This is a genomic window from Fictibacillus sp. FJAT-27399, from assembly GCF_001510655.1.
Taxonomy (GTDB): domain Bacteria; phylum Bacillota; class Bacilli; order Bacillales; family Fictibacillaceae; genus Fictibacillus_C; species Fictibacillus_C marinisediminis.
Genome location: NZ_LMVC01000001.1, coordinates 436387 through 448649 on the forward strand (window position 1 = coordinate 436387; position 12263 = coordinate 448649).

13 protein-coding genes and 1 riboswitch are annotated in these 12263 nt (G+C 44.9%); of the genes, 12 read left to right on the forward strand and 1 reads right to left on the reverse strand.

The window, feature by feature from the left end:
* Nucleotides 1–4: 4 nt before the first annotated feature.
* From AR335_RS02255 to spoVM, 7 genes are all read left to right on the forward strand, one after another.
* The gene (locus AR335_RS02255) at nt 5–769 is read left to right on the forward strand and encodes a Stp1/IreP family PP2C-type Ser/Thr phosphatase (RefSeq protein ID WP_053354538.1); all 765 of its coding nucleotides are present in this window, start codon (nt 5–7) and stop codon (nt 767–769) included.
* Nucleotides 770–2764 carry a Stk1 family PASTA domain-containing Ser/Thr kinase gene (pknB, locus tag AR335_RS02260; protein WP_062231690.1) on the forward strand — a complete coding sequence of 665 codons (1995 nt, stop codon included), beginning with the start codon at nt 770–772 and terminating at the stop codon, nt 2762–2764.
* The gene (rsgA, locus tag AR335_RS02265; protein ID WP_053354536.1) at nt 2754–3647 is read left to right on the forward strand and encodes a ribosome small subunit-dependent GTPase A; all 894 of its coding nucleotides are present in this window, start codon (nt 2754–2756) and stop codon (nt 3645–3647) included. Before pknB ends, rsgA begins: the two co-directional genes overlap by 11 nt.
* Before the next feature lies 1 nt (nt 3648).
* Nucleotides 3649–4296 (forward strand): ribulose-phosphate 3-epimerase, encoded by a 648-nt coding sequence (gene rpe, locus AR335_RS02270; protein ID WP_053354535.1) that lies wholly within the window; start codon nt 3649–3651, stop codon nt 4294–4296.
* 23 nt (nt 4297–4319) lie between these two features.
* Nucleotides 4320–4427, forward strand: a riboswitch (TPP riboswitch).
* A 72-nt stretch (nt 4428–4499) separates the two neighbouring features.
* Nucleotides 4500–5072, forward strand: coding sequence for an energy-coupled thiamine transporter ThiT (gene thiT / locus AR335_RS02275; protein ID WP_231689120.1), 573 nt, complete (start codon nt 4500–4502; stop codon nt 5070–5072).
* A complete protein-coding gene (locus AR335_RS02280; RefSeq protein ID WP_062231692.1) occupies nt 5069–5710 on the forward strand; it encodes a thiamine diphosphokinase in 642 nt (213 codons plus the stop codon). Before thiT ends, AR335_RS02280 begins: the two co-directional genes overlap by 4 nt.
* Nucleotides 5711–5807: 97 nt before the next feature.
* A complete protein-coding gene (gene spoVM / locus AR335_RS02285; RefSeq protein ID WP_053354533.1) occupies nt 5808–5888 on the forward strand; it encodes a stage V sporulation protein SpoVM in 81 nt (26 codons plus the stop codon).
* A 93-nt stretch (nt 5889–5981) separates the two neighbouring features.
* On the opposite strand, the gene rpmB is transcribed toward spoVM, so the two are convergent.
* Nucleotides 5982–6170, reverse strand: coding sequence for a 50S ribosomal protein L28 (rpmB, locus tag AR335_RS02290; RefSeq protein WP_053354532.1), 189 nt, complete (start codon nt 6168–6170; stop codon nt 5982–5984).
* 231 nt (nt 6171–6401) lie between these two features.
* Here rpmB and AR335_RS02295 point away from each other — a divergent pair, with 231 nt between their 5' ends.
* From AR335_RS02295 to recG, 5 genes are all read left to right on the forward strand, one after another.
* Nucleotides 6402–6764, forward strand: coding sequence for an Asp23/Gls24 family envelope stress response protein (locus AR335_RS02295; RefSeq protein ID WP_053354531.1), 363 nt, complete (start codon nt 6402–6404; stop codon nt 6762–6764).
* A 15-nt stretch (nt 6765–6779) separates the two neighbouring features.
* Nucleotides 6780–8456 carry a DAK2 domain-containing protein gene (locus AR335_RS02300; protein ID WP_062231694.1) on the forward strand — a complete coding sequence of 559 codons (1677 nt, stop codon included), beginning with the start codon at nt 6780–6782 and terminating at the stop codon, nt 8454–8456.
* Between the two features lie 93 nt (nt 8457–8549).
* Entirely contained in the window at nt 8550–9212 is a 663-nt protein-coding gene (sdaAB, locus tag AR335_RS02305) for an L-serine ammonia-lyase, iron-sulfur-dependent subunit beta (RefSeq protein WP_062231696.1), read from the forward strand.
* A gap of 21 nt (nt 9213–9233) precedes the next feature.
* Nucleotides 9234–10121, forward strand: a complete 888-nt coding sequence (gene sdaAA, locus AR335_RS02310) for an L-serine ammonia-lyase, iron-sulfur-dependent, subunit alpha (protein ID WP_062231698.1) — start codon at nt 9234–9236, stop codon at nt 10119–10121.
* Nucleotides 10118–12160 (forward strand): ATP-dependent DNA helicase RecG, encoded by a 2043-nt coding sequence (gene recG, locus AR335_RS02315; protein WP_062231700.1) that lies wholly within the window; start codon nt 10118–10120, stop codon nt 12158–12160. The genes sdaAA and recG overlap by 4 nt, the downstream gene beginning before the upstream one ends.
* Nucleotides 12161–12263: the final 103 nt, after the last annotated feature.

The following is a 12263-nucleotide window of genomic DNA, read 5'->3' on the forward strand; positions in this document are numbered from 1 at the left end:
TAAATTGCAGTATGCCTTTAAAACAGATACTGGTAGAGTTCGTCAGCATAATGAAGACAGCGGGGGAGTGTTCACAAAAGGTGAACACTTTCTTGCCCTTATTGCGGATGGCATGGGCGGACATAAAGCCGGAGATGTTGCCAGTTCCAAAACAATCCAGTCATTTGAGGAAGCCTGGAACGCTTCTTCAGAAGAAATTTCAGAGACTCCTGTAAAGGCTGAAGAGTGGCTTTTAGAAACCGTAACACAGACCAATTTGGATCTGCATCAGTATGCAAATAAGAATATTGACTGCAGCGGGATGGGGACAACGCTTGTCGGAGCCCTTTGCACACCTTCCTATTTAACGATTTTACATATCGGTGACAGCCGCGTTTATTATTTTTCTGAAAAAAAGCTGATTCAAAAGACCGAAGACCATACCCTCGTTAATGAGCTGGTGCGGTCAGGGCAGCTATCGGAAACAGAAGCGGAAAATCACCCTAGAAAGAATGTGATTTTGCGAGCCCTTGGAACGGATGACCATATTGATGTGGATATTCAAACGATTTCCTGGGGCGAGGGAGATATCGTTTTGTTATGTTCAGACGGCCTCTCTAACAAAGTAACCCGCGAAACGATGGAAAACATACTGAATGATGACAACCTCTCGTTGGAAGATAAAGCTGATCGACTTGTGAACCTTGCAAATGAGGCCGGAGGAGAGGATAATATCACGATTGGACTCGTCCATTATACGCCCCAGACACCGGAAAAGGGAGTAAGTTAAATGATTGGCAAGCGTATAAGCGGCCGCTATAAGTTGCTTGAAGTCATCGGTGATGGCGGAATGGCAATCGTATACCGTGCCAAGGACTTAATCCTTGACCGGGATGTTGCGGTTAAAATACTTCGATCAGAGTTTTCAGACGACGAGGAGTTCATCAAACGATTCAGAAGAGAGGCTGAAGCGGCAACGAGTCTCGCCCATCCTCACATCGTAAGCATATTTGATGTGGGAGAGGAAAATAACGTGTACTTCATAGTCATGGAGTATGTAAAAGGGAAAACGTTAAAACAATACATCAGGGACCACGGCCGCCTGTCTGTTGAAGAATCCATACAGATTATCAGGCAGATTGCCTCAGGAATGGTTGCAGCTCATGAGCATGGGATCATACACAGAGATATCAAGCCCCATAATATCTTAATTGATGAGCATGGATTGGCAAAAGTAACAGACTTCGGGATCGCTCTCGCCATCACATCTGCAACGATTACCCATACGAACTCAGTGCTTGGATCGGTCCATTACTTCTCTCCGGAACAGGCGCGAGGGGGAGTGGCCAATGCAAAATCGGACATCTATTCCCTAGGTGTTGTGCTGTTTGAAATGCTGACAGGCAGGGTTCCGTTTACAGGGGAATCACCGGTATCCGTAGCCCTCAAGCATCTTCAGGAGGAAGTTCCCGAGCCAAGGAAAATCAATCCGGAAATTCCGCAGAGTGTTGAAAATATTATTCTTAAAGCACTGACAAAAAATCCGGTGTACCGATATGACAGTGCTCTTGAAATGATGGACGACCTGGATACGGCGCTCTCTCCTCACCGTCTGCATGAGCAGCGGTGGAGCAATTTTGATGATGCGGCAGATGCTACACGGATCATGCCTCCGGTATCCATGAACAAATCAGTCGAAAAGCCAGCTTCAAATCTAAAAGAAACCGCTGAACCACCGGCCAAAAAGAAGAAAAAAAGTTGGTGGCTTGTACTGCTGATTTTACTGCTTTTGCTCGCAGGTGCTGGAGCGGCTGCCTTTGTGGTCATGCCTGGATGGTTTAAAGTGAAAGATGTTTCTGTTCCCAATGTTATCCACAAAGATTACGAATACGGGTTTGAACGGCTCGCAAAGCTCGGTTTTAACGTCGAGCGGAAAGAGCGCTTCGATGAAGATGTGGAACAGGGGAAAATTATAAAACAGGATCCTGATCCCCATTCTATGGTTAAAGAAGGCAGCACGGTTACACTTTTTGTTTCTAAAGGCTTTAAGAAAGTGGACATGCTGGATCTTACCGGAATGGGTGAAGATGCTGCACGAGACCTCTTAAACGAAAGAGGCTACGATAGCAAGAACATTGAGACCATACCGGTGGAATCAGAGGAAACTCCTGAGGGTGAGGTCGTCTCACAGAGCCCGGATAAAGGGGAAAAAGTCAATCCGAGCGAAATACAGGTGATTCTTCGTGTCAGTACCGGCCCGCCTTCGATTCAGCTTGAGAACTTGTCAAATTCCTCGAAAGAAGATGTTGAGAAATACATCTCGCAGGAAGGGCTTAGAGTCAACTTTACAAAAGAGTACTCTGATACCGTAGAAGAAGGAAAGGTCATCTCGCAAAAACCTTCACCTTATACGAATGTCAAAAAAGGTTCTACGGTTGATGTCGTTATTTCAAAGGGCAAGAAACCAGAACCGAAGCCAAAACCAAAGCCTGATGATCAGGAAGACATCACATTTAATAATAAAATAACGGTTGAAGTTTCAAAGGGTGATGAGAATAAACAATTCCAGGTCAGAATTGTTTACAGCGATGCCAAAGAGGAAAATGCTGTTTTCGTAGAAGAAGAAATTTCCCAGACGAAAGAGTATATGGTGCCTTTGACCGTCTCGCCGGACCATGATGCTTCCTATACCGTTTATTTAAATGGGAAAGAGCAGGCATCAAAAACATTTAATTATCAAGATGCGAAGGAAGGTAAATTCAAAGGAGCGAACAATGGACAATAAGACTGAAGGCAGAATTATTAAATCAGTCGCAGGATTCTATTATGTACAATACAATGACAAAGTCTTTCAATGCAGAGGCCGGGGCAATTTCCGTAAAAAGAAAATTACGCCTGTAGTCGGAGATTGGGTCGTATTTGAATCCTCCAACCCGACAGACGGATACATTATGGATGTTAAGGAAAGAAAGAACGAGTTAAACCGGCCGCCAATTTCAAATGTTGACCAGGCAATTCTCGTTTTCTCTGCCGTCCGGCCGGAATTTTCAAGTTCGCTGCTGGACCGTTTTCTTGTTCATATCGAAGACAATGGCATTCAGCCGGTGATCTGCATTACGAAGATGGATTTGATTGAAAGTGCAGAGTATCAGAAGGAAATCGAAAATTACATCGCTGCTTATAAAAAGCTCGGCTATGAGGTCATTCCAACCTCTGCGATGTCGCTGGCCGGCATGGATGACATCAAACCGATATTTAAAGGAAAAACGAGCGTCTTCGCAGGACAGTCCGGGGTAGGGAAGTCGTCTCTCTTGAATGCGCTGATGCCAGAACTCATGCTGGAGACGAATGACATATCAGATCATCTTGGACGCGGAAAGCATACAACGAGGCATGTTGAACTCCTTCCTTTTGAAGAGGGCTTGATCGCAGACACTCCTGGGTTCAGCTCATTGGACTTTGTAGAAATTGAAACCGAAGAGCTCTCCTACAACTTCCCTGAGATGAAACAGAGGGTATCACAATGCAAGTTTCGCGGCTGCACTCACAGCTCTGAACCGAAATGCGCAGTAAAAAAAGCAGTGGAAGAGGGAGAGATCCCATCGTTCCGCTATGAGCATTATCTTGAATTTTTGCAGGAAATCAAGGATCAAAAACGGAGGTACTAGCATGGTAAAAGTTGCGCCTTCCATTCTTTCCGCAGACTTTTCAAAGCTCGGTGAAGAAATTAAGGCAGTGGAAGAAAACGGTGCTGATTATATCCATATCGATGTGATGGATGGGCATTTTGTGCCGAATATTACGATGGGACCTTTAGTCGTTAAAGCCATCAGGCCGCTCACTGAACTGACATTTGATGTCCATTTAATGATTGAAAACCCTGACCGGTATATCCCGGAGTTTGCAAAAGCAGGTGCTGATATCATTACTGTTCATGTTGAAGCATGTCCGCACCTTCATCGGACCATTCAATTAATTAAAGAGCAGGGAAAAAAGGCAGGGGTCGTATTAAATCCTGCTACTCCTGTTGAAACCATTCAGCATATTTTGGCTGATATAGACCTTGTACTCATCATGTCTGTAAATCCAGGCTTTGGTGGACAATCCTTCATCCACGCTGTGCTTCCAAAGATTGAAGTATTATCTGCGAGGATCAAGGAGCAAGGCTTGAACGTTGAAATTGAGGTAGACGGCGGCGTGAACGCAGAGACTGCCCGTCTTTGTGAGAAAGCTGGAGCTACCGTACTTGTAGCGGGATCAGCCATTTATGGGCAAAAAGACATAAAGGGTGCAATCCGTACCATTCGTGGTGTATAATATATTAGAGAATAATTGAAAAGAGTAACCACAGGGGGAGTCCCATACAGGGGCTGAGAGGGGAGTACACTCCCGACCCTTTGAACCTGAAGCAGGATCATGCCTGCGTAGGAATGTGGAGTCGCTGTTGTTAACGCTAAGCAACCGTCATTCACATGCCGGTTGCTTTTTTCTTTTCTTAATGAGTTTAGGAGGAGATTGATTTGAGTAAAAAAATTATGTTTTTGACTGAAGTGGCGATGATGTCAGCGTTGGCTATCATACTTAGTTTTGTTCAATTTAAAGGGCTTTGGGCAAATGGAGGCTCAGTTTCATTGGAGATGCTGCCAATCTTTTTAATGGCATTCCGCAGAGGGGTCCCTGGCGGAGTATTAACTGGTCTGATTGTCGGGATGGTTAAAATCCTGGTTGATGGAACTGCAGGATACAATCCCGCTGGTTTGATCCTGGATTACCCTCTCGCGTTCCTATTGGCTGGATTTGCCGGGGTATTTAAAGTCAGTTCGGCAAGCCAATCTAAAAGGAGGATCTCAGCGATTGTGGCAGGCATCGCCTTCGGAAGCCTGCTCCGTTTGGCCTCCCATGTTGTATCAGGAGTCATATTCTTTGCATCATACGCCCCAAAAGGCATGAACCCTGTCCTGTACTCCATTGTGTATAATGCTTCATACATGATCCCGGTTGCTTTGATCACTGCAGCTGCTTTTATTTTCTTGACAAAAACAGCACCGCGGCTGCTGCACAGGACCGATCCAAGAGTTGTTAACGCGGCATGAAAATTATCATTTTAGCAGGAGGTCCGGAAGAAAGGCAGCCGGACCTCTCTTTATTTGCCGGCGAAAAGGCAGTCTGGGCGGGTGTTGACCGCGGTGTATTCTACTTGTTGAAAAAAGGAATCATACCTGGCTGTGTATTTGGAGATTTCGATTCTGTGAACAGAAGTGAGCGTGAATGGATGGCTTCATTTAACCTTCCTTCATTTGAGTATGACAGTGAAAAGGATAAAACCGATCTAGAGCTGGCCCTTGATTGGGCACTGGAGCAAAAACCGGAACAGATCCTGCTCATGGGTGTTACGGGCGGGCGCCTGGATCATGAATTGGCCAATATCCAATTGCTCCTTCATGGACTCGAATCTGGAATTAACATTGAAATATGGGACAGGCAGAATAAGATTGCCTTATCAGCACCAGGACCGCATATCATACAACAAGAGCCGGAGTTCTCTTATGTCTCATTCCTTCCATTTAACGGACCTGTTACCGGCCTGACTCTAAAAGGGTTCAAATATCCGCTTCAGGATCAATACTTGCCGATGGGTTCTACTCTCTGCATTTCCAATGAGCTTGTAAATAAAAGTGGTACTTATTCATTCTCGGGCGGCATATTAATGTTGGTAAAGAGCCATGATTAATATTTTATGCGTCGGGCCGCATGGTACTATTTTTATAAAAGCGAATATATTTATTAGGGAATGTCTTATTTTTCAAAGGGCCTGGAGGAGGGGTATGATGAAATTTTACACCATTAAACTGCCTAGGTTTTTAGGGGGATTTGTACGTGCGGTTTTAGGTTCATTTAAAAAAGGATAATCACTTCCATCCAAAAGAAAAAAGCACCCTTGATGGGTGCTTTTTTCTTTTGGAAATTAAAAAACAACGGGGATGCCGTTGTCTTAAGAGCGATTAAACGCGTTCAATTTTTCCAGATTTAAGGGCACGTGCAGAAACATAAACACGTTTAGGCTTCCCGTCAACCAAGATGCGGACTTTTTGAACGTTTACTCCCCAGCTCTTTTTAGATTTGTTCAATGCGTGGGAACGCTTGTTTCCTGTTTTAGGTCCTTTACCAGTAACGTAACATTTGCGTGACATAATTGTACCTCCTTTATAACAGTAAAACTGTATCATATCAGTCGTATGTTAAATACTAACCTATAGTAGCATGACCACTAAAGAAAAGCAACAAATGATTTTTCGCATTTCAAGTAAAAAGGCTTGACACGGCTTTGTGACTATTGTCAAATGGAGTTGTCCTTTCATAAAACTTAATTTTATAGTAAAATGAGGTTTAGCCATAATTGATTGATTAAAGGAGGATTCATCATGTCCATCGAAATGAAGAATAAATACGGCCAGATTGACATTTCTACGGAAGTGATCGCTACTATTGCTGGCGGCGCTGCTATTGATTGCTACGGAATTGTAGGCATGGCTTCCAGGAAGCAGTTAAAGGATGGTATTACCGAACTTTTAGGACGTGACAACTTCTCCCGGGGGATTGTGGTTCGGCAGGAAGAAGATGAAGTACATATTGACATGTATATTATTGTAAGCTACGGAACAAAGATTTCTGAAGTAGCCCATAATGTACAGACAAAAGTGAAATATACCCTCGATCAAATGCTGGGTCTCTCAGTAGATTCTGTTAACATTTTTGTTCAGGGTGTAAGGGTGACAACCCCTTAGTTAGGAGGAAAGTTCGTGTCTTTAACAGTTTTAGACGGTAAAAAGTTTGCGGCCATGGTTGCATTGGGAGCCGCAAACTTATCAAAAAACGCAGCAATGGTAGATGCCCTTAATGTTTTTCCTGTGCCAGATGGGGATACAGGAACCAACATGAACCTTACTATTACTTCTGGTGCAAAAGAAGTTCAAAACAACATAATTCCCGATATCAGTAAAGTCGCGAGCTCTTTTTCCCGAGGCTTGCTCATGGGGGCAAGAGGCAACTCCGGGGTTATATTATCCCAGCTTTTCCGTGGTTTTTCAAAATCAATCGAAGGAAAAGAAACCATTACTTCGGCTGACTTTGCAAGAGCATTTGAGAACGGAGTAGAAACAGCCTATAAGGCTGTGATGAAGCCAATCGAGGGAACCATTCTTACGGTGGCTAAAGATGCGGCAAAACGTGCCGTTAAGGCGGCCAAAAAAAGTGATGATATCCTTTTCGTCATGTACGAAGTTGTAACGGAAGCCAAAGCTTCCCTAGACAGAACACCTGACTTGCTTCCGGTATTGAAAGAAGTAGGCGTTGTTGATTCAGGCGGACAAGGCCTTCTGACGGTTTATGAAGGCTTTCTTTCCGCGCTGGAAGGAAAGGACCTTCCTGAGATTTCTCCGCAATCGCCTTCTATGAAGGAAATGGTTAATGCCGAGCACCATAAAGCACAGCTTCATATGAAAACCGAAGACATCCATTTCGGATACTGTACAGAGTTTATGGTGAAATTCGAACCTGAGAAATTAAAGAAGGCGCCTTTCAGTGAGGAAGCATTCCGCAATGAATTAAACGAGCATGGCGATTCTTTGCTTGTTGTTGCCGATGATGATCTTGTAAAGGTTCATATTCATACGGAACAGCCGGGCAACATGCTTACCCTTGCTCAGAAACATGGTAGTCTGATCAACATTAAAATTGAAAACATGCGTGAGCAGCATACTGCGATTTTGGAATCTGAGACGCATGTGCCCGTTAAGATGCCTGAAGCTAAACAAGAGAAAAAAGCATATGGCATCGTTACCGTAGCGATGGGGAGCGGCATTAAAGAATTGTTCACTTCACTCGGTGCCGGTTACGTTATTGAAGGCGGACAAACGATGAACCCTAGTACCGAAGATATCGTCAAAGCCATTGAAGAAGTGAATGCTGAAAAAGTAATCGTTCTTCCGAACAACGGAAACATTGTTATGGCTGCAGAGCAGGCAGCATCCATCGTCGACCAGGATGTAATCGTCGTCCGCTCTAAAAACGTTCCTCAGGGAATGGCGGCTCTGCTTGTGTTTAACCCTTCAGCCGAATTGGATGAAAATCAAAAGAAGATGACAGACGCGCTTTCAAGCGTAAAATCCGGACAGCTTACATTTGCTGTAAGAGATACTTCCATTGATGGCGTCGAGATTTCAAAAGGCGATTTCATGGGGATCTTGAACGGCAAGATTGTAGCTTCCATGCCGGATAAAGATGAAGCGGTTCAGGAGCTTGTAAAGGAAATGATTGATGAGGATTCTGAAATCATCACCCTGATTTCCGGCGAAGATGCATCGGATGAAGATACGGAACGTTTAGTTCAGTTTATCGAGGAATCTTTCCCTTCTGTAGAAGTGGAAGTCCATGAAGGCAGCCAGCCGCTTTATCCTTTTATTATCTCAGTTGAGTAGGTAAAATGTTCTCTCCATTATTGTTGAGTTATGATACAGTAATGGAGGGAATATTTTTTATGTCAGCTATATATTTTTATCGGAGGGACATGAATGAAATACAAAAGTGTTTTTGATATAATCGGGCCGGTCATGATTGGGCCTTCAAGCTCCCATACAGCAGGAGCTGCACGAATCGGGAGGGTCGCCCGCCACCTGTTTGGCAGGAAGCCAGAATATGCCCATATTTCTTTTTATGGTTCGTTTGCAAAAACGTACCGCGGACACGGGACTGATGTGGCGATCGTTGGCGGAATCCTTGATTTTGATACTTTTGATACTAGGATTGTGGATGCGCTTTCATTGGCAGAAGAGCAAGGTATTGATATAAAGATGACCGAGGAAGATGCACTGACCGATCATCCCAATACCGCAAAGATCATTCTTGGTGACCAGAATGGAAAAATTGAACTGGTTGGGATTTCGATCGGCGGAGGGAAAATAGAGATAGTTGAGCTTAACGGTTTTGAATTGAAGCTGAGCGGAAACCATCCTGCAATGCTGATTGTTCATAACGACAGATACGGAGCCATCGCAGGAGTTGCAAATATTCTCGCCAAGCATCAGATCAATATTGGCCACATGCGAGTTTCACGGAAAGAAAAAGGACAAGAAGCTCTCATGATCATTGAAGTAGACCAAAATATAGACCCGGTACTCATCGAGGAGATTGAATCGCTGCCAATTGTACAGCAAGTGGTAAAAATTAATGAGTAACCTTGAAAGGGAGAAGTAAGTATGTTTCGTAATGTTGCCGAACTAGTGGAACTTGCCGAGGCAAAAGAATGCAAGATTTCAGATATCATGATTGAGCAGGAAATGGAGTTTACGGGCCGGACGAAAGATGAAATCATCAGCCAGATGGACAGAAACTTAAAGGTGATGGAAGAAGCTGTTGAACGAGGAATAACGGAAGATGTTAAATCTCATTCCGGATTGACTGGCGGGGATGCCATCCTCCTTCAGAATTATTTAAAAAGCGGGAAAAGCCTTTCAGGTGAGTTCATGCTGGATGCGGTCAGTAAAGCTATCGCAACCAATGAAGTCAACGCGGCTATGGGAACCATCTGTGCTACCCCTACAGCAGGCTCAGCAGGTGTGGTTCCTGGAACGCTCTTTGCCTTGAAAGATAAATTAAATCCGACAAGAGAGCAGATGGTCGCCTTTTTATTTGCTTCTGGAGCTTTCGGATTTGTAGTCGCCAACAATGCTTCTATTTCAGGTGCTGCCGGGGGCTGCCAGGCAGAAGTCGGATCAGCGACCGGTATGGCAGCAGCGGCCATTGTTGAGCTAGCTGGCGGGACACCCTCACAGTCCGCAGAAGCGATGGCTATCGCTCTGAAGAACATGCTCGGGCTCGTTTGTGATCCTGTTGCAGGCCTTGTAGAAGTACCTTGTGTAAAGCGGAACGCCATGGGAGCAAGCAATGCAATTGTTGCTGCTGATATGGCGCTCGCAGGAATCAAGAGCAGGATTCCGTGCGATGAAGTCATCGATGCGATGTACAAGATCGGGCAATCCATGCCGACAGCACTGAAAGAAACAGCGCAAGGAGGTTTGGCGGCTACACCAACTGCCCGGGAGCTAGAAGCGAAAATATTTGGAATAGCCCTGGATAAAAAATGAAGCTTAACGAATTAAAAGTGACAGAGATCAATGGGATTGGTGAGAGCAAATCAGAAGAACTGAAAGAGCTTGGGGTTGTCTCTGTGATGGATCTGCTTGAATATTTGCCGTTCCGCTATGACAATCATCAGCTGAAAGATCTGGCCGATGTTAAACATGAAGAGAGGGCAACAATCGAAGGGAAGGTTCACAGCGAACCTTCTCTCCGTTATTTTCCAAGAAAAAAATCAAAACTCAGCATCAGGGTGCTGATCGGACGTTATTTAATAACCGCTGTCTTTTTTAATCAGCCCTATTTAAAAAAGCAGCTGACACCTGGACAGACGGTTACCCTCACAGGAAAATGGGATGCTCATAAAATGACCCTGACCGTTAATGACATTAAATTCGGACTGCAGCCGCAAGATGAAAGTATCGATCCCATCTATCCGGTCAAGGGAGAGATGAGCGTGAAGCAAGTAAGGCGGCTGATCAAACTCGCCTTCAACCAATATGGTGAGGAGGTTGAGGAAGTGCTTCCGAAGGAGAGTTTGGAGTCCTATAAGCTTTGGCCGAGAAAACAAGCGCTATACAGCCTGCACTTTCCGCAGAGTTTTGAACATTTAAAACAGGCGCGCCGCCGGATGGTATATGAGGAATTCCTGCTTTTTCAGCTTAAGATGCAAATGTTTAAAAAGATCAACCGTGAACAGTCTGCCGGAGAAAAACTGCATTTCAGCATGGATGATGTCAACAGGTTTGTTACTTCTTTGCCCTTCCCGCTGACGAATGCCCAGCAGCAGGTCACTCATGAGATTTTAAAGGACATGTCATCTCCCCACAGGATGAACCGCCTTCTTCAAGGAGATGTCGGATCTGGCAAAACAGTCGTTGCAGCCATCGCTCTATTTGCAGCTTTTTCCTCAGGAAGCCAAGGAGCTTTGATGGTACCGACTGAAATATTGGCGGAACAGCACTACCATTCACTTCTCCAGCTGCTTGAACCTCATCAGATTAAGGTGGAATTGCTGACAAGTTCTGTGAAAGGGAAAAGACGGGCAGATATTTTAGCAAGGCTTATAGAGGGAGAAGTGGATGTGTTAATTGGTACACACGCACTCATTCAGGATGAGGTAGTATTTCATCAATTAGGCCTTGTCATAACTGATGAACAGCATCGTTTTGGCGTCAAACAGCGCCGGGTGCTGCGCGAAAAAGGACAAAGTCCGGATGTGCTGTTCATGACAGCAACCCCCATTCCGCGGACGCTTGCAATCTCCGTGTTTGGAGACATGGATGTTTCTGTCATCGACGAAATGCCAGCCGGCAGAAAAGCCATCGAAACCTATTGGGCTAAACATAACATGCTTGACCGTGTCCTCGGTTTTGTACAGAAAGAGCTTGATCAAGGGAGACAGGCTTATGTGATTTGTCCGCTTATTGAGGAGTCAGACAAGCTGGATGTTCAGAATGCGATTGATGTACATGCACAGCTGCAGCACTATTTTCATCAATACAGGGTCGGCTTAATGCATGGAAGGCTCCATTCCTCTGAAAAAGAGGAAGTGATGAGAGAATTTGCTGAGAATAAGTGCCATGTTCTGGTATCTACGACCGTAGTAGAAGTCGGAGTAAACGTACCGAACGCCACGATGATGGTGATCTACGATGCGGAAAGGTTTGGCCTGTCACAGCTTCATCAGCTCAGGGGCCGCGTCGGCCGTGGAAGTGATCAGTCGTATTGTATATTAATCGCTGACCCGAAATCAGAAGAGGGAAAAGAAAGAATGAGGATCATGACAGAAACCTCTGATGGTTTTGTTCTGTCAGAAAAAGATCTTGAACTTAGAGGCCCGGGGGACTTCTTCGGCAGCAAACAGAGCGGGCTTCCAGATTTTAAGATCGCAGATATCGTGCATGACTACCGTGTGCTCGAGGTGGCGAGGAACGATGCTTCCCGGCTCGTCAATTCAGAAGCGCTTTTTCATGAAGCGGCCTGCGCTCCGCTTAGAAGCTTCTTGGAAAAGGAAGGCGTGTTAACATCGGAACGCCTTGATTGATGAGGGTTCTGCCTTCTGACGAATAGGTCCTTTCTTGAAATGATATAGCTGCTATTATATACTACTGTTAGTACCAGCTCTTAAAAAGCGAAAAACCGTGCAT

What these genes read in the sequence shown, in the direction of transcription:
- pknB (WP_062231690.1), top strand. Translation starts at nt 770, where the DNA reads ATGATTGGCAAGCGTATAAGCGGCCGCTATAAGTTGCTTGAAGTCATC.
- rsgA (WP_053354536.1), top strand. Translation starts at nt 2,754, where the DNA reads ATGGACAATAAGACTGAAGGCAGAATTATTAAATCAGTCGCAGGATTC.
- rpe (WP_053354535.1), top strand. Translation starts at nt 3,649, where the DNA reads ATGGTAAAAGTTGCGCCTTCCATTCTTTCCGCAGACTTTTCAAAGCTC.
- AR335_RS02280 (WP_062231692.1), top strand. Translation starts at nt 5,069, where the DNA reads ATGAAAATTATCATTTTAGCAGGAGGTCCGGAAGAAAGGCAGCCGGAC.
- spoVM (WP_053354533.1), top strand. Translation starts at nt 5,808, where the DNA reads ATGAAATTTTACACCATTAAACTGCCTAGGTTTTTAGGGGGATTTGTA.
- rpmB (WP_053354532.1), bottom strand. Translation starts at nt 6,170, where the DNA reads ATGTCACGCAAATGTTACGTTACTGGTAAAGGACCTAAAACAGGAAAC.
- AR335_RS02295 (WP_053354531.1), top strand. Translation starts at nt 6,402, where the DNA reads ATGTCCATCGAAATGAAGAATAAATACGGCCAGATTGACATTTCTACG.
- sdaAB (WP_062231696.1), top strand. Translation starts at nt 8,550, where the DNA reads ATGAAATACAAAAGTGTTTTTGATATAATCGGGCCGGTCATGATTGGG.
- sdaAA (WP_062231698.1), top strand. Translation starts at nt 9,234, where the DNA reads ATGTTTCGTAATGTTGCCGAACTAGTGGAACTTGCCGAGGCAAAAGAA.
- recG (WP_062231700.1), top strand. Translation starts at nt 10,118, where the DNA reads ATGAAGCTTAACGAATTAAAAGTGACAGAGATCAATGGGATTGGTGAG.